The 21,756-nt window shown below is 66.0% G+C and carries 20 protein-coding genes and 1 tRNA gene; 15 read left to right on the plus strand and 6 right to left on the minus strand.

Going from position 1 to position 21,756, the window contains the following annotated elements; translation table 11 throughout:
• Positions 1-3: 3 nt before the first annotated feature.
• From BKM74_RS01910 to ahcY, 6 genes are all read left to right on the plus strand, one after another.
• Positions 4-1,719 (plus strand): stimulus-sensing domain-containing protein, encoded by a 1,716-nt coding sequence (locus tag BKM74_RS01910; protein ID WP_245825745.1) that lies wholly within the window; start codon positions 4-6, stop codon positions 1,717-1,719.
• 3 nt (positions 1,720-1,722) lie between these two features.
• Complete coding sequence (locus BKM74_RS01915; RefSeq protein ID WP_086463992.1) at positions 1,723-2,139, plus strand: HPr kinase/phosphorylase; 417 nt, start codon at positions 1,723-1,725, stop codon at positions 2,137-2,139.
• A gap of 9 nt (positions 2,140-2,148) precedes the next feature.
• Complete coding sequence (rapZ, locus tag BKM74_RS01920) at positions 2,149-3,141, plus strand: RNase adapter RapZ (RefSeq protein ID WP_086463993.1); 993 nt, start codon at positions 2,149-2,151, stop codon at positions 3,139-3,141.
• On the plus strand, positions 3,138-3,545 hold the full coding sequence (locus BKM74_RS01925) for a PTS sugar transporter subunit IIA (RefSeq protein ID WP_086463994.1): 408 nt from the start codon (positions 3,138-3,140) through the stop codon (positions 3,543-3,545). The genes rapZ and BKM74_RS01925 overlap by 4 nt, the downstream gene beginning before the upstream one ends.
• Positions 3,542-3,823 (plus strand): HPr family phosphocarrier protein, encoded by a 282-nt coding sequence (locus BKM74_RS01930; protein WP_086463995.1) that lies wholly within the window; start codon positions 3,542-3,544, stop codon positions 3,821-3,823. The genes BKM74_RS01925 and BKM74_RS01930 overlap by 4 nt, the downstream gene beginning before the upstream one ends.
• A 113-nt stretch (positions 3,824-3,936) precedes the next feature.
• The gene (gene ahcY, locus BKM74_RS01935) at positions 3,937-5,232 is read left to right on the plus strand and encodes an adenosylhomocysteinase (protein ID WP_086463996.1); all 1,296 of its coding nucleotides are present in this window, start codon (positions 3,937-3,939) and stop codon (positions 5,230-5,232) included.
• A gap of 79 nt (positions 5,233-5,311) precedes the next feature.
• Here the strand turns inward: ahcY and BKM74_RS01940 are convergent, their stop codons facing one another.
• Complete coding sequence (locus tag BKM74_RS01940; RefSeq protein WP_086463997.1) at positions 5,312-5,575, minus strand: usg protein; 264 nt, start codon at positions 5,573-5,575, stop codon at positions 5,312-5,314.
• A gap of 354 nt (positions 5,576-5,929) precedes the next feature.
• Here BKM74_RS01940 and BKM74_RS01945 point away from each other — a divergent pair, with 354 nt between their 5' ends.
• The 3 genes from BKM74_RS01945 to BKM74_RS01955 all read left to right on the plus strand — a co-directional run bounded on the left by BKM74_RS01945 (position 5,930) and on the right by BKM74_RS01955 (position 8,745).
• A complete protein-coding gene (locus BKM74_RS01945; RefSeq protein ID WP_086463998.1) occupies positions 5,930-6,244 on the plus strand; it encodes a co-chaperone GroES in 315 nt (104 codons plus the stop codon).
• Between the two features lie 49 nt (positions 6,245-6,293).
• Entirely contained in the window at positions 6,294-7,949 is a 1,656-nt protein-coding gene (gene groL, locus BKM74_RS01950; RefSeq protein ID WP_086463999.1) for a chaperonin GroEL, read from the plus strand.
• Between the two features lie 289 nt (positions 7,950-8,238).
• On the plus strand, positions 8,239-8,745 hold the full coding sequence (locus BKM74_RS01955; RefSeq protein ID WP_086464000.1) for a MarR family winged helix-turn-helix transcriptional regulator: 507 nt from the start codon (positions 8,239-8,241) through the stop codon (positions 8,743-8,745).
• A 27-nt stretch (positions 8,746-8,772) separates the two neighbouring features.
• On the opposite strand, the gene BKM74_RS01960 is transcribed toward BKM74_RS01955, so the two are convergent.
• Entirely contained in the window at positions 8,773-9,783 is a 1,011-nt protein-coding gene (locus tag BKM74_RS01960; RefSeq protein ID WP_086464001.1) for an Ldh family oxidoreductase, read from the minus strand.
• Between the two features lie 93 nt (positions 9,784-9,876).
• Here BKM74_RS01960 and BKM74_RS01965 point away from each other — a divergent pair, with 93 nt between their 5' ends.
• Positions 9,877-11,307, plus strand: a complete 1,431-nt coding sequence (locus BKM74_RS01965) for an amidase (protein ID WP_086464002.1) — start codon at positions 9,877-9,879, stop codon at positions 11,305-11,307.
• Between the two features lie 57 nt (positions 11,308-11,364).
• Here the strand turns inward: BKM74_RS01965 and BKM74_RS01970 are convergent, their stop codons facing one another.
• Positions 11,365-11,988: a redoxin domain-containing protein gene (locus BKM74_RS01970; protein ID WP_086464003.1), complete on the minus strand. Its 624-nt coding sequence runs from the start codon at positions 11,986-11,988 to the stop codon at positions 11,365-11,367.
• Between the two features lie 53 nt (positions 11,989-12,041).
• Positions 12,042-14,180: a protein-disulfide reductase DsbD family protein gene (locus tag BKM74_RS01975; RefSeq protein WP_086464004.1), complete on the minus strand. Its 2,139-nt coding sequence runs from the start codon at positions 14,178-14,180 to the stop codon at positions 12,042-12,044.
• Between the two features lie 253 nt (positions 14,181-14,433).
• Between BKM74_RS01975 and BKM74_RS01980 the strand changes: the two genes are divergently transcribed.
• The 3 genes from BKM74_RS01980 (at position 14,434) to BKM74_RS01990 (ending at position 17,156) form a co-directional block, all read left to right on the plus strand.
• Entirely contained in the window at positions 14,434-15,390 is a 957-nt protein-coding gene (locus tag BKM74_RS01980) for a D-2-hydroxyacid dehydrogenase family protein (protein WP_086464005.1), read from the plus strand.
• A 7-nt stretch (positions 15,391-15,397) separates the two neighbouring features.
• Complete coding sequence (locus BKM74_RS01985; protein ID WP_086464006.1) at positions 15,398-16,243, plus strand: 23S rRNA (adenine(2030)-N(6))-methyltransferase RlmJ; 846 nt, start codon at positions 15,398-15,400, stop codon at positions 16,241-16,243.
• 187 nt (positions 16,244-16,430) lie between these two features.
• Entirely contained in the window at positions 16,431-17,156 is a 726-nt protein-coding gene (locus BKM74_RS01990) for a class I SAM-dependent methyltransferase (protein ID WP_086464007.1), read from the plus strand.
• Positions 17,157-17,178: 22 nt separating this feature from the next.
• Here BKM74_RS01990 and BKM74_RS01995 read toward each other — a convergent pair whose 3' ends face one another.
• Positions 17,179-18,375, minus strand: a complete 1,197-nt coding sequence (locus BKM74_RS01995) for an MFS transporter (RefSeq protein WP_086464008.1) — start codon at positions 18,373-18,375, stop codon at positions 17,179-17,181.
• A gap of 214 nt (positions 18,376-18,589) precedes the next feature.
• On the opposite strand from BKM74_RS01995, the gene BKM74_RS02000 reads away from it, so the two are divergent.
• Together BKM74_RS02000 and BKM74_RS02005 are read left to right on the plus strand one after the other, a co-directional pair.
• Positions 18,590-18,664 (plus strand) — tRNA-Thr (locus BKM74_RS02000).
• A 243-nt stretch (positions 18,665-18,907) separates the two neighbouring features.
• Positions 18,908-19,948: a hypothetical protein gene (locus BKM74_RS02005; protein WP_086464009.1), complete on the plus strand. Its 1,041-nt coding sequence runs from the start codon at positions 18,908-18,910 to the stop codon at positions 19,946-19,948.
• Positions 19,949-19,955: 7 nt separating this feature from the next.
• On the opposite strand, the gene BKM74_RS02010 is transcribed toward BKM74_RS02005, so the two are convergent.
• Positions 19,956-21,731, minus strand: coding sequence for a TRAP transporter permease (locus tag BKM74_RS02010; RefSeq protein ID WP_086464010.1), 1,776 nt, complete (start codon positions 21,729-21,731; stop codon positions 19,956-19,958).
• Between the last annotated feature and the right edge of the window lie 25 nt (positions 21,732-21,756).

A 21,756-nucleotide genomic window follows, 5' to 3' on the forward strand; every position in this document is an offset into this window, starting at 1 on the left:
GCGATGGCGGATAAGGCATCAGGGGCAGCCTCCGGGAGCGCACCCGGGAGCGCGTCCGCTGAGGGCGCGTCGCGTCCGGAGCGGGACGAACTGTCGGCCGCCGAGGTCGAAACCAGGCTGCGCCGCCGCCGGAAATGGCTGATCTCGCCGCTGACCCTGCGCATCATGGCGATCAATTTGCTGGCGCTGGCGATGCTGGTGGGCGGGGTCTTCTATGTTGATGAATACCGCCGCAGCCTGATTGTTGCCGAGTTGCAGAACATGCGCCTGCAGGCCGAATTGCTGGCCGGCGCGCTGGGCGCCACCGTCGTGCAGAATGTCGGCGACGATTCCGTGGTCATGTCGCCCGATCTGGCGCGCCAGCTGGTGCGCCGGTTCGAGCCACCGCCCGGCGTGCGCATCCGCGTCTTTCTGCCGACGGGCGAGCTTGCCGCGGACAGCCGGATGCTGCGCGGTCCTTACGGCGTGGTGCAGATCGAGCCGCTGCCGCCGATCGGCGCGACCGCCAGCCTTGGCGAGCGGGCACTGAACGCGGTTTATGACTGGATCGTCGGCTGGCTGCCGGCTGACGAGCATCTGCCGCCCTACAGGGAAGCGCCGCTGCAGACCGCCCTGGATTATCCCGAGGTGCTGGAGGCGCTGCAGGGCGAGGCGGCCTATGCGCGCCGGCGCCTGCCGGAAGGCCGCATGCATCTGTCGGTGGGGGTGCCGGTGCAGAGTTATCGCCAGGTGCTCGGCGCCCTGGTGATCAGCGGCACCGACAAGAGTATCGAGGAGAATATCCGCGCGGTCCGGCTGGACATCATGAAGGTGTTTGCCCTGGTCTTTGCGGTGACGGCCCTGTTGTCCTTCTATCTGGCGCGCACCATCACCCGGCCCATCGAGAGGCTGGCGGCGGCGGCCGAACGGCTGCGCCTCGGCATGAACCGGCAGCACAAGATTCCCGATTTCCGGAAACGCCGTGACGAGATCGGCGAATTGTCCGGCACGCTGATCGCCATGACCGATGCGCTGTGGCAGCGCCTCGACGCTATCGAGCGGTTCGCCGCCGATGTGGCGCATGAGATCAAGAATCCGCTGACCAGCCTGCGCAGTGCGGTGGAAACCGCATCGCGGGTGAAGGATGCCGGACAGCAGCAGAAGCTGATGGCCGTCATTCTTGACGACGTGAAGCGGCTGGACCGGCTGATCTCCGATATCTCGGACGCTTCACGCCTCGATTCCGAACTGTCCCGCGCCGACATGGAGACGGTGGATGTCGGCATCATGCTGACCACGCTGGTCGGCATTTATACCGCCGTGCCGAAGGAAGGTGGCCCGCGCTTCCGGGTGGCGCTGCCGCCGGGCGACAAGCTTCTGGTCACTGGCCTGGAAACCCGCCTGGGGCAGGTGGTGCGCAATCTCGTCACCAACGCGATCAGCTTCTCGCCGCCCGATGGCACCATCACCGTGACCGGCGGCCGGGAGGGCAGCTTCGTGGTGTTCACGGTGGAGGATGAGGGGCCGGGCATCCCGGAGAACAAGCTGGCGGACATTTTCAATCGCTTCTACACCGAACGGCCGAAAGGCGAGCGTTTCGGTACCCATTCCGGGCTGGGCCTCAGCATCTCCAAGCAGATCGTGGACGCCCATGGCGGTACCATCATCGCCGAGAATCGGATGGATTCGGCCGGGCAGGTCGTTGGCGCCCGCTTCACCGTGCGCCTGCCAAAGCAATAACCCATGCTGCTCCACGCCACGACCATCGCCCTGGACGGCCGCGCGGTGCTGCTGTGCGGTCCGCCGGGCAGCGGCAAGTCCGATCTCGCGCTGCGCGCTATCGATGCCGGCGCGGTGCTGGTGGCCGATGACCAGACCGCCCTGTCCGCCGAGCAGGACCAGCTCATTGCCCGCTGCCCGGAGACGATCCGCGGCCGGCTGGAGGTGCGCGGCCTGGGGATTGTGGACCTGCCCTGGCGCGACGCGGTTCCGGTCAGCCTCGTGGTCGATCTGGTGCCGCCGGACTCTCTCGAACGGCTGCCGGGACCGGCGGAACGCGCCTATCTGGGCATCCCCATACCGCTGTTGCGGCTGGCTGCCTTCGAGGCGTCCGCGGTCGTGAAGCTTCGGCTTGCGGTGGCGCGCCTGACGGGCGAATAATGCCGGCTCATGAGCGATTTGGCTAAAATCCCCGCTACGGCGGACGCGACCACTGACCGGGTTGTCCTCGTGACAGGCCTGTCGGGCGCCGGTCGTACGGCGTGCCTGAAGGCGCTGGAGGATATTGGCTACGAGGCCATCGACAATCTGCCCATCGGTCTTTTGCAGCTGCTGCTGGAAGGCGGCGGCGAGCTGGGCGGTATCCGGCGGCCGCTGGCCATCGGCGTCGATATCCGCACCCGCGACTTCGAGGTCGGCCGGCTGGTCGCGCTGATTGACGCCGCTCATGGCGCCACTTATGGCGCCCCTAACGGCGATTGCGCGCGCGACATCAGGCTGTTGTTCCTCGACTGCGACACGGAAGTGCTGGCGCGGCGTTTCACTGAGACCCGCCGCCGCCATCCGCTGGCTGCCGACCGGCCGGTGATGGATGGCATCCGGCTGGAACGCCAGCGCATCGCCCCCTTGAAGGAGCGCGCCGACCAGGTGATCGACACCAGCGCGCTGGCGCCGGGCGATCTGCGCCGGCGGCTCTGGACGGAATATGCGCTCGACCCGCGCCATGGCGTGACGCTGACCGTGCTGTCCTTTTCCTACCGGGAGGGGCTGCCGCGCGAGGCGGATCTGGTGTTCGACGTGCGCTTTCTGAAGAACCCGCATTACGATGCAGCACTCAGGCCGCTCGACGGTCGTGATCCGGCGGTGGCGCGGCATGTCGAATCGGACGCCGGCTTCCCTCCTTTCTTCGAACAGCTGACGGCGATGCTGGAACCGCTCTTGCCGCGCTACTACGAAGAGGGCAAAAGCTATCTGACCATCGCGCTGGGCTGCACTGGCGGACGGCACCGCTCGGTCTATGTCGCCGAAAGGCTGGCGGCATGGTTGCGCGAGGCCGGGCAGCAGGTGATCCTGGTGCACCGCGACATGGAACAGTGGGAGAGCCGCCAGAAGATCGGCCTTCCGTCGGGTGAGGCACAAACAAGCGAAAAGGAAGGCCCATGATTGGCATGGTGCTCGTAACCCACGGCCGTCTGGCCGTTGAATTCATCGCCGCGCTGGAGCATGTGGTCGGCAAGCAGCAACAGGTGGCTGCCGTCTGCATCGGGCCGGACGACGATATGGAACAACGCCGGCAGGAGATTCTCGACAAGGTCGGCGAGGTCGATGGCGGTTCCGGTGTGGTGGTGCTGACCGACATGTTCGGCGGCACGCCGTCGAACCTTGCCATCTCGATCATCGACAAGGCGCGCATCGAGGTTATCGCTGGCGTGAACCTGCCGATGCTGATCAAGCTGGCCAGCGTGCGTGGCACGGAAAGCCTGGCCAAGGCGGTTGAAAGCGCGCAGGAGGCGGGCTGCAAATACATCAATGTCGCCTCCAAGCTGCTGGCCGGGGAAACTTCGTGAGCGCAACCGAGGCGCTGCGCCGCAGCGTGACCATCGTGAACAAGCGCGGCCTGCACGCCCGCGCGGCTGCCAAATTCGTGAAGCTGAGCGAGAGTTTCGACGCCGACATCACTGTCTCGAAGGGCGGTGTGGAGGTGTCGGGCCTGTCGATCATGGGGCTGATGATGCTGGCCGCGGCACCGGGCTGCAGCATTGAGGTCACCACCCGCGGACCCGAGGCCGCCGCCGCGATGGCGGCGCTCGAAGAACTCGTCGCCGGCAAGTTCGGCGAGGAGTAAGGTTTTCATAACCATATAAAGATATCTTTATCCTTGCTGCCGCGCCGGGGCTCTGCTATAGCCCGGCGCAACAGCATATTTTCGTCTATAGCGTTCTTCAGGAGACAGCCGCGATGGGTTCTTTCACCGACTATAAGGTCGCCGATATCAAGCTGGCCGATTGGGGCCGCCGCGAGATCCGCATTGCCGAAACCGAGATGCCGGGCCTGATGGCGCTGCGCGAGGAATATGGCAACACGAAGCCGCTGGCCGGTGCGCGCATCGTCGGCTGCCTGCACATGACGATCCAGACCGCCGTGCTGATTGAGACGCTGACCCATCTGGGCGCCACCATCCGCTGGTCGTCCTGCAACATCTATTCGACCCAGGATCAGGCCGCCGCGGCCATTGCCGCCGCCGGCATCCCGGTCTTCGCCTGGAAGGGCGAGACCGAGGAGGAGTTCTGGTGGTGCATCGAGCAGACCGTGAAGGGCCCGGATGGCTGGACCCCGAACATGATCCTCGACGATGGCGGCGATCTGACCGTGCTGATGCACGACAAGTACCCCGAAATGCTGAACGATGTGCGCGGCGTCTCCGAGGAGACCACGACCGGCGTTCATCGCCTGTATGAGATGGCGAAGAAGGGCACGCTGAAGGTTCCGGCCATCAACGTGAATGACAGCGTCACCAAGTCGAAATTCGACAATCTCTATGGTTGCCGCGAAAGCCTGGTCGATGGCATCCGCCGCGCCACCGACGTGATGATGTCGGGCAAGGTCGCCGTGGTCTGCGGTTATGGCGATGTCGGCAAGGGCTCGGCCGCCTCGCTGCGCAATGCCGGTGCCCGCGTCATGGTCACCGAGATCGACCCGATCTGCGCCCTGCAGGCGGCGATGGAAGGCTTCCAGGTCGTGACCATGGAAGACGCCGCCCCGGTGGCCGACATCTTCGTCACCGCGACCGGCAACAAGGACATCATCACGCTGGACCATATGCGGGCCATGAAGGACCGCGCCATCGTCTGCAATATCGGCCATTTCGACACCGAGATTCAGATCGGCGCGCTGTCCAACTACAAGTGGGAAGAGGTCAAGCCGCAGGTTGACGAGGTTGTGTTCCCGGACAACAAGCGCCTGATCGTGCTGTCCAAGGGCCGCCTGGTGAATCTGGGCAATGCCACCGGCCACCCCAGCTTCGTGATGAGCGCTTCCTTCACCAACCAGGTCCTGGCGCAGCTGGAGCTGTGGAAGAACCACGCGAATTACGAGCGCAAGGTCTATGTGCTGCCGAAGCATCTGGACGAGAAGGTGGCGGCGCTGCATCTCGCCAAGGTCGGTGCCAAGCTGACCAAGCTGACCCCCGACCAGGCCAGCTATATCGGCGTTGACGAGCAGGGGCCGTACAAGGCGGACCAGTATCGCTACTGATCCTTCCCCCATCGGCTTTCCAAAAGGGCTGGCGCCTTGGCGCCGGCCCTTTTCTTTTCCAGGCCTTCGTTTTTCCGGATCAGTGCAGGCTGAGGCTCACATCGGCGTGCCGCAGCGACCCCGGGGTGATGAGCGGCGCCGAGCCGACCGTCACCGAATGCAGCTTGCCCTCCAGATTGCCCTGCCAGAAATCCAGAAATCTGTGCAGCACCGGGTAGGAGGGGGCCATGTCATATTCCTGCCAGATGAAGCTTTGCAGCAGCGTCGGATGGTCGGGCAGGTGATAGAGAATCTCGGCGGTGGTCAGACGGTAGCCGTCCAATTGTCGGATCAATCCACTCATCGGCAAAAGTCTCCCGGCTTCGGTGGAAAAATTTGCGTCCCTGTCTCTTTTCTGTAACTGTGCCGCCTCGTTTTTGACGCGGCAAGAAAATTGTTGTAGATCAAGGTGTTGTTAGCAGCTGGCCGGGAGTGCTAACAATTTGCGCAGCACGCCGCGCCGAGCCGGCGCAAAATCCCCGCCGACTCATTGCCTCGCATGTCTTGACAGGGAAAATCCGCTTTCCTATGTGTCTGGCACTCATCGGGGGAGAGTGCTAACGGGTCCACGCGCCCGGCCCCCTTCCCTTGAGAGTTGCAAATTCAGGCATATCCGCGCGGCAGCATTGACCGCGCGACATTGAGGAGGGTTACCCATATGAAGTTTCGGCCTCTGCACGATCGCGTGCTGGTCCGTCGGCTGGAATCCGAGGATAAGACCGCTGGCGGCATCATCATTCCGGACACCGCCAAGGAAAAGCCGATGGAAGGCGAAATCGTCGCCGTCGGTCCGGGCGCCAAGAATGAGCAGGGCGTGCTCAGCCCGCTGGATGTGAAGCCGGGCGACCGGGTTCTGTTCGGCAAGTGGTCCGGCACCGAGGTGAAGGTTGACGGCCAGGAGCTGTTGATCATGAAGGAAAGCGACATCATGGGCGTCATCGAAGGCGCCGCGAAGGGCAAGAAGGCCGCCTGAGGCGCCTCTCCCCCCGTCGCTTAATCAATCTATTTGAAGGAAGACATACATGGCTGCCAAGGAAGTAAAGTTCGGTGGCGAAGCGCGCACCAAGATGCTGCGCGGCGTCGACATCCTCGCCGATGCGGTGAAGGTCACGCTGGGTCCGAAGGGCCGCAACGTCGTCATCGATAAGTCGTTCGGCGCGCCGCGCATCACCAAGGACGGCGTCTCCGTCGCCAAGGAGATCGAGCTCACCGACAAGTTCGAGAACATGGGCGCCCAGATGGTGCGCGAAGTGGCCTCCCGGACCAACGACGTCGCCGGTGACGGCACCACCACCGCCACCGTGCTGGCCCAGGCCATCGTGCGCGAAGGCAACAAGTCGGTTGCCGCCGGCATGAACCCGATGGACCTGAAGCGCGGCATCGACCTCGCCGTCGCGGCTGTCGTCGAGGATCTGAAGAAGCGCTCCAAGAAGATCGCCACCTCCGCCGAGGTTGCCCAGGTCGGCACCATCTCGGCCAATGGCGAGCGCGAGATTGGCGAGATGATCGCCAAGGCGATGGAGAAGGTCGGCAACGAGGGCGTCATCACGGTCGAAGAGGCGAAGAGCCTGGAGACCGAGCTGGAAGTCGTCGAGGGCATGCAGTTCGACCGCGGCTACCTGTCGCCGTACTTCGTCACCAATGCCGACAAGATGAATGCGGAGCTCGAGAGCCCGTACATCCTGCTGCACGAGAAGAAGCTGTCCAGCCTGCAGCCGATGCTGCCGGTGCTGGAGGCTGTCGTGCAGTCCGGCAAGCCGCTGCTGATCATCGCCGAGGACGTCGAGGGCGAAGCGCTCGCCACCCTGGTGGTGAACAAGCTGCGCGGCGGCCTGAAGGTCGCGGCCGTGAAGGCGCCGGGCTTCGGCGATCGCCGGAAGGCGATGCTGGAAGACATCGCCATCCTGACCGGTGGCCAGGTGATCTCCGAGGATATCGGCATCAAGCTTGAGACCGTCTCGCTCGAGATGCTCGGCAAGGCGAAGCGCGTGCTGATCACCAAGGAAGAGACCACCATCGTCGATGGTTCGGGCAAGAAGAAGGACATCGAGGGCCGCGTCACGCAGATCCGCGCGCAGATCGAGGAGACCACCTCGGACTACGACCGCGAGAAGCTGCAGGAGCGTCTGGCGAAGCTGGCTGGCGGCGTTGCCGTCATCCGCGTCGGCGGTGCTTCCGAGGTCGAGGTGAAGGAGCGCAAGGACCGCGTCGATGACGCGATGCATGCGACCCGCGCCGCTGTCGAGGAAGGCGTGGTGCCGGGCGGCGGTGTTGCCCTGCTGCATTCGCTGAAGGCGCTCGACAAGGTGAAGCCGGCCAATGACGACCAGCGCGTCGGCGTTGAGATCATCCGCCGGGCGATCCAGGTTCCGGCGAAGCAGATCGCCGCGAACGCCGGCATGGACGGCGGCGTTGTCGTCGGCAAGCTGCTGGAGTCGACCGATCCGAGCTGGGGCTTCGACGCCCAGACCGGCGAGTACAAGGACCTGGTGAAGGCCGGTATCATCGACCCGACCAAGGTCGTGCGTACCGCCCTGCAGGATGCGGCCTCGGTCGCCTCGCTGCTCATCACCACCGAGGCGATGATCGCCGACAAGCCGGAGAAGAAGGCCGCTGGCGGCGCTCCGGACATGGGTGGCATGGGCGGTATGGGCGGCATGGGCGGTATGGACTTCTAAGTCCGGCCCATCCGAACAGAAGCAAAAGAACCCCGGCAGCCTTGGCTGCCGGGGTTTTTCTTTGCGCCCCGCCCCTGCAACCCGGCCACCCTCGCGTGTACTGTTCAGTCTGACGGCTCTGTGCTTTAGTATATTTTCGATTGCACACGTAATGAACAAAGGGGCTGAAAACACGACATCCCTGCCGGCAGCGGCAGGACCGAACAGCGCCAGGCAATGAAAAGACGCACGCGGCATCCGGAGAACCGGAGCTGACGATGCGATAATCGCGACAGGGAGGGCGCCACCGATGAAAGCAAGACAGATCCCGGATTCGCCGGGACAACCAGATGAATCGCCAGGGTTTCTGCTATGGCAGCTGGCCAATGCCTGGCAGCGGCAGATGCGCATCGTGCTCTCGCCGCTGGGCCTGACCTATGTCCAGGCAATGCTGCTGACCGCACTTTTGCGCCTCGAAGAGCGCGAGGCCATCACCGGCACGCCGATCACTCAGGGTGATCTGGCCCGGTTCTGCCAGGCCGATGCCACCATGACCTCTCAGGTGCTGCGCACGCTGGAGGCGAAAGGTCTGCTGGAACGCAGCCGCGGGGCGGATGCCCGCGCCCGGTTGCCGCGCCTGACGGCGGCCGGACGGGCGCTTGCCGAACGCGCCTTGCCGCTGGCTGAGGCGGTTGACCGCGAGTTCTTCGACCTGCCGAGGCAGAGCCGCAAGCCGATCTCGAACGACAGCGAACTCATGGTCGATCTGCGGATGCTCTGGGCCCGGCAGCGCGATAACGGCGAGCTGGCTTCCTGATGGCTGTACCGGGCCCCGGCTGCGTTTTCAGCCTGCGCCAGCGGCGCGCCGCGTCAGCTCCTCGTACAGGGCATCCGGCAGCATGACACCGTCGCGCGCCGCCGCTTCTTTCAGCACCTGCCGCCGTTCGCCGGGCAGCCGGGCGCCGGGCTGGCCCATGATCCGCGCGAACATCTCCTCGCCGCGACCGGCCACATCGCCGCCGCCGAAGCGCGCCGGGTCGAACAGCAGGATCATGTGGCCGACACGCGGCGGCGCGCCGGTCGGTTCGAAGAAGGAGGTGCCCTGATAGCCGAAGTTTGAGCCGGTCAGCGCGCCGCACAGCAGCTCCACCATCAGCGCCAGCGCCGATCCCTTGGCGCCGCCGATGGGCAGCACCGTGCCGGCCAGCGCAGCCGCTGAGTCGGTGGTGGGATTGCCATCCGCGTCGATGGCCCAGCCTTCCGGTATGTTCCGCCCTTCCTTCGCCGCCAGCACGATCTTGCCGCGCGCCGCGATGCTGAGCGACAGGTCGATGACCAGCGGCGGCCGGTCCTGGCGCGGAAAAGCGAAGGCGATGGGGTTGGTGCCGAACAGCCCCTGATTGCCGCCCCAGGGCGCCATGGCCTGCGGCGTGTTGGAGAAGGCCAGCGCGATATAGCCCTGCCGCGCCGCATCCTCGACCGGATGGCCGGCAACGCCGAAATGATGCGAATTGGCGATGCCGATGGCGGCGATGCCGCTCTCCGGCAGGATCGCATAGGCGGCCTCCAGCCCGGCATCAATGGCCGGGAAGGCGAAGCCGGTGCCGGCATCGACCCGGATCGTGGCGGCGGCGGTGCGTTCGACCGTCGGTTCGGCCAGACCGTCCGCCTTGCCGTTCAGCGCCTGCCCGGCATAGACCGGCGCGCGGGCGGCGCCGTGCGAGCTGATGCCCTCTGCCTCCGCCCGTGTCAGGGCGCGGGCCACGCTGTCGGCGGTGGCGGGCGCAACGCGGCTGTTCAGCATCACGTCACGGATCAACGCTTCCAGCTCAGGTAGGGAAAGACGGTGCGGCATGTGTCTCGATCTGTGGCGGGCAGGGTCGAAAGGATGTATGTCAGATGGTCACGCCACTGACAACTTGCCGAACGAAAACCGAGGGGGAAATCCGTGAGCCACGCCGATCTCGTGAAGCTGACCGCCGTCGAGGCTGTCGATCTGCTGAAAAAGCGCAAGGTCTCGCCGCTGGAGATGATCGATGCCGCCGCCGCCCGCATCGCCGAGGTGGACAAGACCGTGAACGCGCTGCCGACCCTGTGCCTGGACCGGGCGCGCGCGCAGGCGAAGCGGCTGGAATCCGAACCGGGCGACAAGAACTATGCCGGCTATCTCGCCGGGCTGCCGATCGCGGTGAAGGATCTGAACCCGGTGAAGGGTGTGCGCACCACCTATGGCTCGCCGATCTACAAGGATTATGTGCCGGATCATTCCGACCATATGGTGGAGATGCTGGACCGGCGCGGCGCCGTCACCATCGCCAAGTCGAACACACCGGAATTCGGCGCCGGCGCCAACACCTTCAACGAGGTGCTGGGCACCACGGTGAATCCGTGGGACACGCGGAAAAGCTGCGCCGGGTCTTCCGGCGGTGCGGCGGTGGCGCTGGCGACCGGCCAGGTCTGGCTGGCCACCGGCTCCGACCTTGGCGGCTCCTTGCGTAGCCCGGCCAGCTTCTGCGGCATCGTCGGCATGCGCCCCAGCCCGGGCCGGGTGGCGCACGGCCCGTCGCTGATGCCCTTCGCCAACCTGTCGGTCGATGGGCCGATGGCACGCACCGTTGCCGACACGGCACTGTTCCTGGACGCGATGGCCGGCCAGCATCCGGGTGATCCGATCTCGCTGGCGGAGCCGGCCACCTCCTTCTCGGCGGCGGTCGCCAATCCGGGCAAGCTGTCGCGCGTCGCCTTTTCGGCGGACCTGAATGGCATCACGCCGGTCGATCCCGAGGTGCGGGAGATCGTCGCCAAGGCGGCGAGGCTGTTCGAGGCGATGGGCGCCACGGTCGAGGAGGCCGCGCCCGACCTGAAGGAGGCGCAGGAGACCTTCCATATCCTGCGCGCCGCGCAGTTCGCCGCCTCCAAGGCGCCGTTGCTGGAAAAGCACCGCGACCTGCTGAAGCCGGAAGTGATCTGGAACATCGAGAAGGGCCAGAAGCTGACCGCCGAGGAAATCGGCAAGGCCGAGCGCTGGCGCGGCGAGCTGTTTTACCGCACGGCCAAATTCTTCGAGACCTACGACGTGCTGGTCTGCCCGACCACCATCGTGCCGCCCTATCCGGTGGAGCAGCGCTATGTGGCGGAGGTCGATGGCCATACCTTCGAGAACTACATCGAATGGGTGCTGGTCTGCTCGGCGATCACGCTGACCTCCTGCCCGGCAATTTCGGTGCCTTGCGGCTTCACGAAGGACGGGCTGCCGGTCGGGCTGCAGATCGTCGGCAAGCCGCGCGGCGAGGCGGCCATGCTGCAGGCGGCGAAACTGTTCGAGGAGGCCGCCGGTCTTTCCACCCGCCTGCCTATCGATCCCATCGTGAAGGCGTAAAGAAAACGCCCCCGGCTTTCCGGCCGGGGGCGTTGTTCTTCAGGCTGGCGTGCGGTTTTAAGAAGAATAATGCACCGAGCAGCCATAGGCACGGGTGACCGGGTTCGGCACCGCAGCACCCTTGTCCATCGCCTGCAGCGCCTCGTGGACATAGTTCACCGCCTGTGGGATGTCGTCGGCGCGGGCCGAGGGGATCGAATCGATCGCGCCTTTATAGACCAGCGTGCCCCTGGCATCGATGATGTACATGTGCGGCGTGGTCTGCGCGCCATAGGCCTTGCCGATGGTGCCCTCGGGGTCGAGCAGGGTGTTGGCCGGCACGGCGCTGCGCTGGTCGTTCAGCTTGATCGCGGTCGGACCATCGACATGGCCCTGCTTGCCGGGGCCGGACGAGATCACCTGCAGCCATACGATGTCGCGGGCCTTCGCCTCCTTCTGCAGGGCCTGCATGTTCTCCGCGCCGTAATGCTTCTTCACGAAGGGGCAGTCATGGTTGGTCCATTCCAGCACGACAGTCTTGCCGCGCAGGGACTCGAGGGCGACGGTGCTGCCGTCGGCGGCCTTGCCGGTGAAGGCGGGGGCGGGCTGGTTCACCTCCGGGCTGGCCGAGGCCACAGCCGGTACGGCCAGCGAAAGGGAAAGGCCCATCAGGGCCGGCAGGAACATCTTGCGCATCAGCATGGCATCTCTCCTGGGTCAGGAATGGTGTCAAAGGGTACGCATGGTCTTGTGTATCAGCCGGCCCCGATCCCGCCGAGCACGATATCGACGGTCAGCAGCTGCGGCAGCACGACCGGCTGCGAGTCGCGGCCGGCCGGATAGAAGACGTAGAGCGGCACGCCGGAACGGCCGAATTCCTCCAGCTTGGCGGTGATCTCCGCATCCTGATTGGTCCAGTCGCCTTTCAGATAGGTCACGTCGCCGGTTCGGAAAGCCGTGGCCACGTCGGGCCGGTTCAGCGCCACCCGCTCATTCACCAGGCAGGTGATGCACCAGGCGGCGGTGAAGTTCAGGAAGACCGGCCGGCCCTCGGCGCGCAGCGCCTCGAATTTCTGCAGGCTGTAGGATTCCCACGGCGTGGTTTCGGCGGCGCCTGCCTCCGCCGTCGCCGGCGCGGCGCGCGGCGCGGCCTGGTTGCCGGCGGCAATACCCCAGCCGATGGCGGCGATCAGGGCGAGCGCGGCGAGGCCGCTGCCGGCATGACGTGCCGCCCGGTCCGAGGCGCGGGTGACATCATACAGCCAGGCGGCAAAGCCGATCAGCAGCATGCCGCCCAGCGCGGTCAGCACGCCCTCGGCGCCGGCCTGCAGCGACAAGACCCAGACCAGCCAGATCGCCGCGCCATACATCGGGAAGGCGAGGAACTGCTTGAAGCGCTCCATCCACAATCCCGGCTTCGGCAGCAGGCGCAGCAGCGGCGGCCAGACGGACAGAGCGACATAGGGCAATGCCAGCCCCAACCCGAGCGCCAGGAACACGGCGAACAGCACCGGCAGGGAGGCCGCCAGCGCGAAGCCGATGGCCACCCCCATGAAGGGCGCGGTGCAGGGCGTGGCGACGATGGCGGCCAGCACGCCGGTGAAGAAGCTGCCGGCATAGCCGCCGCGTGCCGCGAGGTTTGCCCCTACGCCCGCGACCGAGCCGCCGATGGTGAACACGCCGGACAGGCTGAGGCCGACCGCGAAGAGCAGATAGGCGAGCAGCAGCACGAAGATCGGCGACTGGAACTGGAAGCCCCAGCCGACGGCAGTGCCGCCGGCCTTTAGCGCGGCCAGCAGGCCGGCCAGTGCGGCGAAGCTGACAAGGATTCCGCCGGTATAGGCAAGCGCGTGCAGCCGCACCTGTGCGGGCTGCTTGCCGGCCTGCTCGACCAGCGCCAGCGCCTTCATCGACAGCACCGGGAAGACGCAGGGCATCAGGTTGAGGATCAGCCCGCCGAGCAAAGCGAACAGCAGCGCGGTGCCGACGCCGATGGACAGGCCGGCGACGGATCCACTGGCGCCGGCCACGGTCCCGGCGGTGGCGCTCACCGTCAGCGCCTGGGTCAGCAGCTGGCCGCCAGCACGCTCCTTCACCACCAGCACGCCATCGAGGCTGGCGAGCGTCGGCTGGAAGGCATCGCCGGGCGTCATCCTCAGCACGATCCGGTCCGCCTCGACACTCAGCTGCTGTGACGCGGCATGGGCGATCACGCCCCATTCATTGGGGTAGAACCAGATATCCTCGATGGAATCGCGGCGCAGGCCGGAGGCGTCGAAGGCCAGCCGCAGCGTATCGCCGCCAGCCTCGAAACGCGCGGTCCACGGGCTGTCCACCGGCAGCCGCGCCTCGGCAGCGGCAATGGCGGGGTGCGCCGGTCCGGTATTGGGCCCGGCATCGGCCCCGGCCGCTACGACCGGCAGGTCAAGGCTCAGCGCCACCTGCTCGGGGATGCAGATCTCCTCGCAGACCAGCCAGTCCACCGTGGCGCGGATCGGGAAGCTGCCGCCGACCGGCGCATCGGCCGGCACGGCGATATCGGTCAGCAGCGTGACCTCGCCCTCATAGCCATAATTCATCAGCGGGCCGACGGCGATGCGCTCCGGCGCCGGCCAGATTATATCGCTGGCCGTGGCGCCTTCCGGCAGAGTCCAGTCGGCGGTCGTGGCGAGGCCGGAATCGCCGGGATTCAGCCAATAGGTGTGCCAGTGCGGGATGATCTGCTTATGGATGCCGATGCGGATGGTCTCGCCGGGGCGGACCGCTTCGGCGCCGGCCACTAGTTCGGCGCGGACATGGTCGGTCGAGACCGGACCGGTGGCATGGGCGGGCGACGCGACGCCGGCCAGCAGGGCCATCACAGCGCCGAAAATCGTCAGAGCGATAGGGGGCATCCGCCGAATCCGTCCGTGAAAAAGCGATATCCGCAAGGAAGCTAGCCTCGAATCGGGGTCAAAGCACGTCGCGTTTCGCCGCAGTCCCGTTCACAGTCCCGTTCAGGGCCTGACGGACCTATCCAGAAATGGGGATTGCACGCGCGCTGACAAGTCCGTACGGCCTGCCGCTCACGGACACTTGATCTTCCTGCCGCCGCCCACCATCGTTGCCGCAATTCTTCAATCAACGAAATCCGCTGGAGGAAACCCCATGACCTATCGCTGCGCCGTGCTGGATGATTACCAGCAGGTCGCCCTGCAGATGGCCGACTGGTCGGCGCTCAAGGGCCGCGTCGAGGTGACCGTGTTCGACCGCTATATGGCGGAGGACCCGAATCTCGCCGCGACGCTGGCGCCGTTCGAGATCATCTGCATCATGCGCGAGCGCACGCCGTTTCCCCGCGAGCTTTTCGCCCGCCTGCCGAACCTGAAGCTGCTGGTCACCACCGGTGCGCGCAACGCCGCCATCGATCTGGCGGCGGCGAAGGAGCATGGCGTCACCGTCTGCGGCACCGAGGGGCATGGCCATCCGACCGCCGAGCTGGCGCTGGGGCTGATGCTGGCGCTGGCCCGCCACATCCCGGCCGAAAGCCGTCGGCTGGCCGAACAGGGGCTGTGGCAGAGCAGTATCGGCATCGATCTGAAGGACCGCACGCTGGGCGTCCTCGGTCTGGGGCGGCTGGGCAGCCGGCTGGCCCGCGCGGCGCAGGCGCTGGACATGAAGGTGATCGCCTGGAGCCAGAATCTGACGCCGGAGAAATGCGCCGAGCAGGGCGTGGGGTATGTCAGCAAGGAGGCGCTGTTCCGGCAGTCCGACTTCCTGTCGGTGCATGTGGTGCTGAGCGCGCGCAGCCGCGGGCTGGTTGGCGCCGATGAACTGGCGCTGATGAAGCCGTCTTCTTTCCTGATCAACACCTCGCGCGGGGAGATTGTCGATCAGGACGCGCTGGTCGCGGCGTTGACGAATGGCAAGATCGCCGGCGCTGCAGTCGATGTTTATGACAAGGAGCCGCTACCCAAGGGGCATGTGCTGTATGGCGCGCCGAACCTGCTGATGACCCCGCATCTGGGCTATGTGACGGAGGATAATTACCGCACTTTCTTCAGCCAGACCGTCGAGGACATCGCCGCCTGGCTCGACGGCAAGCCCGTCCGCGCGCTGGGATGATACGGGATTGAACTACCGTCACGCCTATCACGCCGGTAATTTCGCCGATGTGCTGAAGCATCTGGTGCTGGTCCAGGTGCTGCGGCATCTGCACCGCAAGGACAAGCCGTTCTATGCGCTCGACACCCATGCCGGGCGCGGACTCTACGAGTTGCACGGCGAGCAGGCGGAGAAGACCGGCGAATACCGCGAGGGCATCGGCCGGCTGCTCTCGCTGCCGGAGCCGCTGCCGCCCGCCCTTGCCGATTATCTGGCGGCGGTGCGGCCTTATCTCGCGGAGGGCCGCTATCCCGGCTCGCCGGTTCTGGTGCAGGCGATGCTGCGCGAGGGCGACCGAGCGCTGTTCGCGGAGTTGCACCCGGAGGAGAACGCCGCCCTGCTCGACGCACTGGGCCGAGACCGGCAGGTGAAGGTGGAGTGCCGCGACGGCTACGAAGCGCTGCGCGCCACCCTGCCGCCGAAGGAGCGGCGCGGGCTGGTGCTGGTCGATCCGCCGTTCGAGGAAAAGGGCGAGATGGAGCGGCTGGGCAAGGCGCTGCGCGAGGGGTTGCGGCGTTTCGCCACCGGACAGTATCTGCTGTGGTATCCGATCAAGGCGCGCGCCGATGTGCGGCTGCTGCACGATCTGGTGCGCTCGCTGGAGCCGAAGGAGGCGCTGGTCGCCGAGCTGACGATTTGGCCGGAACGCACGGAACTGCGGCTGAACGGCACCGGCATGGTGATCGTGAACCCGCCTTACGGGCTGCGCGAGGCGCTGGCCGATTGCCTGCCGCTGCTGGCCCGGACGCTGGCGCGCGAGGGCACTGGCGGCTGGCGTCTGGAGCCGCTATCCGTCCGGCCTGAAGAGGCATAATGCCTGCTTGCCGAAAAAATGCCGCGAAGCGGGTGCAACTTGCCGCGCGCTTCGCTAGGATTTACTGCATGGACTTGCGGGAAACCGTTCTGGCAGGGTTAGACCTGATCTCTTCTTGGTCTTGGCGTGATCGTCAGGACTGCCTTTAGAAACCGTTGCCGGAAGGCACGCAAGGTTACGGAAAAAGATGAATAAACTGGTTGATGCGGCGCATGTGAAATTGGCCTATCGCCGTTATGCCGCCGTCTATGATCGGCTGTTCGGCGCGGTGTTCGAGCCCGGCCGCAAGGAAGTGGTGGCGGAGGTCAATACCAAGCCGGCCCAGCGCATTCTGGAGGTTGGTGTCGGTACCGGCCTGTCGCTTGGCCATTACCGGCCCGATGCGCATGTGCATGGCATCGACATTTCCGGCGACATGCTGGATCGCGCCCGCCAGCGCGTCGCGCGGCTGGGCCTGTCGCATGTCGAGGCGCTGCTGGAGATGGACGCGCAGTCGATGTCCTACGCCGATGACAGTTTCGATGCGGTGGTTGGCATGTATGTCGCCTCGGTGGTGCCGGACCCGGCGCAGATGCTGGCCGAGATGCGCCGCGTCTGCGTGCCGGGCGGCGACATCCTGATCGTGAATCACTTCTCGTCCGAAAATCCGGCCCTGCGCGCGCTGGAGAAGGCCATGTCGCCCTTCGCCTCGCAGATCGGCTTTCATCCGGATTTCGATCTGAACGAGCTGCTGGGTCTTGCCGCCATTGAGGTGGTCGAGATCAAGCCGGTCAATCTGTTCGGCTACTGGAAGCTGGTCCGGCTGCGCAATGTCCCGGTGATGGTGACGGCCAGCGAGCGCAGCGAGGTTGGTGCCGGCTATGCCGAGCCGCCCCCCTACAAGCTGCGTGAAGGCTCCTCCGCGGCGCGTTAGCGGCGGATTTCCGCATACCGCGCTAGCGCGGTATGCGGCGCAGCGCCAGCAGGCAGACCAGGCAAAGCTGCACCGATGCCAGCAGGAAGGCGACGGCATAGCTGTCCGTCGCCTGTACCAGCAGGGCGAACAGGATCGGCCCGCTGACCGAGCCGACGAAGCCGAACAGATTGACGGCCGAGGTCACCTCGCCGACGCGGCCGGGCGGTGACAGCCGCGCCGATTCCGCCATATGCAGGCCGTTCCAGCTGGTCCCGGTGAAGCCGGCCAGCGCCACCAGCGCATAGGTGACCGGATCGCCGGAAACCGGTTGGTGCAGCGCCAATGCCGCGAGTGATGCCGCGGCCAGGAAGCCCTGCACGGCGAGTTGCAGCTGCGCGTTTCCAATCCGGTCGGCAAGCCAGCCAAGGGTGATCCGGGCGACCAGATTGGCGCCCTGCATGGTGGCCGCGATCAGCCCGCCCTCGGCCAGGCTGAAACCGTGCCGCGTCACCAGGTAGGTGACCAGGAAGGCGGTCAGGCAGGCCTGCAGGATGGCGAGGGACAGGCCCAGTGCGGTGAACATCGGCAGGCTCGGATGCAGCTTCAGGGCGGCGACCGAGTTGCGCATCACCCGCCAGGAGAACAGTGCCGGGAACCAGGCCGTGGGCAGCCGCTCGCCGGGCGGATCCAGCTTCGCGCGCGCCGGCTGTACCAGCAGCAGGGCGATGGTGCCGAGGGCCAGCATCAGCAGGGTGACGCCGAACAGCCCGTGCAGGCCGACCAGGGGAGCCACGATCAGCCCGGTCAGCATCGCGCCCAGCGGCACGCCGGCCTGTTTCAGGGAGAACACCAGCACGCGGTTCCGCGCCGGGGCGGTGCGCACCAGAATCTCGCTGCTGGCCGGGTTGTTGGTGGCGTAGCCGAAGCCCATCACCACCGCCCCCAGCACGGCCAGCGGCCACCAGGCGGTGCAGATCGCGGCAAAACCCAGCACGCCAAGGGCGAGGCCGATCTGCAGCATGCGGACCGGGCCGTACTGCGCCAGCATCGGCACGCCGTTGGACAGCAGCCAGCACACGCCCAGCGCCGACAGCGAGGACAGATAGCCGATGCTCTCTCCCGGCAGGCCGGCGGCCTCGGTCAGCACCGGCCCGATCACCGGCACGGCGAACAGGATGAAGGCGCCGACGGTCTGCACCAGCATCGTCGCCGCCAGGGCATTGGCCCAGAGGGGCACCTTTTATCCTCCCGCGTTCGTTTCCGGCCGGTTTGTTTTTTCGCATCGCCGGCGGTTTGTTGCCGGGCATCGACCCGCCTCCAGCAAAGCCCACCAGCACGGCTTGCGCAACCCGTGTGCCAGTCATGCCGGGGCCATGCCTGAGCCGATGTCCGAAGCGGCGTTTCTAGGCTTGCAGAAGCGGCATCATGCCGCTAATGTCCGCCGCCTTGGCGCCGGTGTAGCTCAGCGGTAGAGCATCCGCTTCGTAAGCGGGTGGCCGGGGGTTCAAATCCCTCCACCGGCACCATTCCTTCCCCTATCACACGTCTGAAAACCGCCTCGGGCTTCCCGGGCGCGGTGTCATGCTACGTTAAGATTCTGTCAGAATCGGTTTGATTTTGCTCGATTTGTTTTATCTTCAGGACGTTAACTAATTTTTCCGCTTGTGAATCGGCGGAAATGAATAAGAATAAAGGCTGAATTTTAGAAAATTCTATTATTTCGCCGTGCTCCAGAGCTGTCGCGGCGGTCTTGTGGGGTTGGTACCGAAATGCCGAACGACATATCGGGACTGCGAAGCGCGGAGGAGGCAGTACCGGCCGCCGGTGACCGCGCGACCCATTTCATCTTCGCGCACAAGATATTCGCATCGCTGGACGGTTATTTCGGCCTGTCGCATGAGCATCGCGAGCCGGTCTTTTTCGTTTCCTTCGGCGAGATGAACGCGGCGCTGCCCTTCGCGACGCTGCGCCGGGAATTCGGGATCGATCCGGAGTCGGACGATGGAAGGCTGCTGGATGTGGTGGCGCAAGGCCTGCGCTATGTGAAGGAAATCCGCCCCGGCGATTCGATTCCGCGCGAGCTGCTGGATGGCAGCGCTTCCTGGACTGTAGAGGAGGTGCATCGCCGGCGCTCGACACAGCGCATCCGGATTCAGGTCGCCAGCTATGGCGATGGCGAGGAGATGCTGATCTTCGACATGGCGGAGATGGCGCGGCTGACGAGCACGGCGGACTTCGAGGGCCGCTATCTCAATGGCTGCCGCAAGCTGGCGGGGAAACTGGGGCTGAAGCGCGACAGCGACGGCAAGACGGTGCAAAGGCGGATCGATGCCCTGGCGCGGGAGATCATCTATATCGAGGCGCTGCGCGACCGCTTCAACAAGATCCGCGCCGTGCAGCGCGGGCTGGCGGAGCTGCGGCGCGCCTACAGCCGCGACCCGGTGATCAGGCCGGACATCGATCGCGCGCTGGCCCTGATCCGCGCGCCGATGGACGATTTCGAAGGGGTCTTCACCAACCTCTATGCGCAGGTGAGCGAGATCCTGCTGGTGCTGATGGCCCATGGCCCCTACATCGCCTTCATCCGCGATTCCCGCGACGAACTGCACAACGGCATGATGCGCTGGGACGGGCTGGTGACGGAGTGGGAGAATCTGATCCCGCAGGCCAGCCAGACAAATGAGAATCTGGTGAAGTCGGTCTATCGCTTCCTCGCCACCAACTATCCGCAGGCCGGCGACTGGACGCTGGTCGGCAAGCTGGAGGCACAGAAGGAATTGCGCTTCGGCAACGCCGCGCTGGCGGGGTAGGGCCGCCTCAGACCCCGAAGAAGAACAGCAGTGCAACGCCGCCCACCAGCGCGCCGAGGCTGTGCAGCGGGCGGCGGCCGAGATCGATGGAGACGTAGCTCAGCAGCCAGATGCCCAGCCCCACCTTCGCCATCGCCAGGAAGGCCAGCGCCGGGCTTTCCAGCACCAGCAGCAGCGACGGGTTGGCGATGAAGCCCAGCGGCACCAGGAACAGGCCGACGCCGATACGCAGCGCATTGCCGGCGACGGGCAGCCAGGGCGTGTTCGCAATGCCGGCGGCGATGAACACATTGCCGCAGACCGGCGGCGTGATGGTGCACAAGAGCGCGTACCAGAATACGAACATGTGCGCCTGGAGTTCCGGCAGGCCCAGCGCCACCAGCGCCGGCCCGGCGACCGCGATGCAGATGACATAGGCCGCGGTGGTCGGCAGCTCCATGCCCAGCACCAGGCTGGCCAGTGCGGTCAGCAGCAGCGCCGGCCACAGCTCGCCGCCCGACAGCGACAGGATGACCGAGGTGATCTTCACCCCGAGGCCGGTCATGTGGAACACGCCGACGATCAGGCTGGCGCAGATCAGGATGGCGGCGATGCTGGCGATCTGCTCGGCGGCACCCTTGGTGCCCTCGGCGACGCGGGCAACCCAGCGGCTTGCCGAGGCGCGGCCTTCCGAATCGATCAGCAGCAGCGCCACGGTCAGGGCGGTCGCCATCGCCGCCGCATAGGGCGCGGTATAGCGGGTGAACAGCAGCATCACCACCAGCAGGCCGAACGGCAGCAGGAAGAACGGCACGGTGCGCGCAACCTTGCCCCAGCCCGGCAGATCCTCGCCGCGCATGCCGGTCAGACCGTGCCGGACGGCATAGAAATGCACGCCGGCCCAGGCCGCCAGGAAGAACAGGAAGGCCGGCAGGCTGGCCAGGATCATCAGGTCGGTGTAGGGCGTGCGCAGCAGCTCCGCCATCACGAACACGCCGGCCCCCATCAGCGGCGGCATGATCTGGCCGCCGGTGGAGGCGACGGCCTCGACCGAGGCGGCGAAGCTGGGCGGATAGCCAAGCCGCTTCATCGCCGGGATGGTGACCGTGCCGGTGGAGGCGGTGTTGGCCGAGGCCGAGCCGGAGATCGTGCCATACAGCGCCGAGGCGACGATGGAGACCTTGGCCGCACCGGCGCGCATGCGCCCGGCGAACTGGGTGGCAAAGGACATGAAGCCGGTGCCGGCCTCGCCCGCCGAGATGAAGCAGCCGAGGATGATGAAGGGCGCGATGATCTCCGCAGAGATGCCGGTCAGGTCGCCCCACAGCCCGCCCTCGGCGATCACCAGCGTGCCGAGGAAATAGTCGAGCGGGATGCCGCTATGGCCGAAGGCGCCGGGGATATGGCTGCCCAGCAGCCCATAGGCCAGCACCAGCACGGCGATGGCCGGCAGCACGGCCTTGATGGTGCGGCGCGCCATTTCCAGCGCCAGCAGGATCAGCACGATGGCGACGCCATGCTGCAGCCAGCCGGACAGCGCGCCATACTGGTCGGCGAGATCCTCGCGGTTCACGACGATGTAGAGGCCGGCGGCAAGGCCGATGGCGCCGGTCGCATAGGCGACGCTCCTTCCGGCCGGCCCACCCTGCACGCCGAAGAAGAAGATGAACGGAATCGCCAGCATCAGATGCAGCGGCCGCGTCACCAGATTGGGCAGCAGGCCGGAGAAAATGAGGTAGAGGTGAAAGCCGACGGACAGGGCCGCCACGGCCAGCACCATGCTGTCCTTCCAGGAAATACGCATCGTCACAGGCGGTCTCGGGCTTCGA

Origin of the sequence: Oceanibaculum nanhaiense, assembly GCF_002148795.1 — a bacterium.
Classification (GTDB): Bacteria; Pseudomonadota; Alphaproteobacteria; order Oceanibaculales; family Oceanibaculaceae; genus Oceanibaculum; species Oceanibaculum nanhaiense.

What these genes read in the sequence shown, in the direction of transcription:
- BKM74_RS01915 (WP_086463992.1), top strand. Translation starts at nt 1,723, where the DNA reads ATGCTGCTCCACGCCACGACCATCGCCCTGGACGGCCGCGCGGTGCTG.
- BKM74_RS02010 (WP_086464010.1), bottom strand. Translation starts at nt 21,731, where the DNA reads ATGCGTATTTCCTGGAAGGACAGCATGGTGCTGGCCGTGGCGGCCCTG.
- BKM74_RS01925 (WP_086463994.1), top strand. Translation starts at nt 3,138, where the DNA reads ATGATTGGCATGGTGCTCGTAACCCACGGCCGTCTGGCCGTTGAATTC.
- rapZ (WP_086463993.1), top strand. Translation starts at nt 2,149, where the DNA reads ATGAGCGATTTGGCTAAAATCCCCGCTACGGCGGACGCGACCACTGAC.
- BKM74_RS01945 (WP_086463998.1), top strand. Translation starts at nt 5,930, where the DNA reads ATGAAGTTTCGGCCTCTGCACGATCGCGTGCTGGTCCGTCGGCTGGAA.
- BKM74_RS01955 (WP_086464000.1), top strand. Translation starts at nt 8,239, where the DNA reads ATGAAAGCAAGACAGATCCCGGATTCGCCGGGACAACCAGATGAATCG.
- BKM74_RS02005 (WP_086464009.1), top strand. Translation starts at nt 18,908, where the DNA reads ATGCCGAACGACATATCGGGACTGCGAAGCGCGGAGGAGGCAGTACCG.
- BKM74_RS01910 (WP_245825745.1), top strand. Translation starts at nt 4, where the DNA reads ATGGCGGATAAGGCATCAGGGGCAGCCTCCGGGAGCGCACCCGGGAGC.
- BKM74_RS01940 (WP_086463997.1), bottom strand. Translation starts at nt 5,575, where the DNA reads ATGAGTGGATTGATCCGACAATTGGACGGCTACCGTCTGACCACCGCC.
- ahcY (WP_086463996.1), top strand. Translation starts at nt 3,937, where the DNA reads ATGGGTTCTTTCACCGACTATAAGGTCGCCGATATCAAGCTGGCCGAT.
- BKM74_RS01990 (WP_086464007.1), top strand. Translation starts at nt 16,431, where the DNA reads ATGAATAAACTGGTTGATGCGGCGCATGTGAAATTGGCCTATCGCCGT.
- groL (WP_086463999.1), top strand. Translation starts at nt 6,294, where the DNA reads ATGGCTGCCAAGGAAGTAAAGTTCGGTGGCGAAGCGCGCACCAAGATG.
- BKM74_RS01960 (WP_086464001.1), bottom strand. Translation starts at nt 9,783, where the DNA reads ATGCCGCACCGTCTTTCCCTACCTGAGCTGGAAGCGTTGATCCGTGAC.
- BKM74_RS01970 (WP_086464003.1), bottom strand. Translation starts at nt 11,988, where the DNA reads ATGCTGATGCGCAAGATGTTCCTGCCGGCCCTGATGGGCCTTTCCCTT.
- BKM74_RS01980 (WP_086464005.1), top strand. Translation starts at nt 14,434, where the DNA reads ATGACCTATCGCTGCGCCGTGCTGGATGATTACCAGCAGGTCGCCCTG.
- BKM74_RS01975 (WP_086464004.1), bottom strand. Translation starts at nt 14,180, where the DNA reads ATGCCCCCTATCGCTCTGACGATTTTCGGCGCTGTGATGGCCCTGCTG.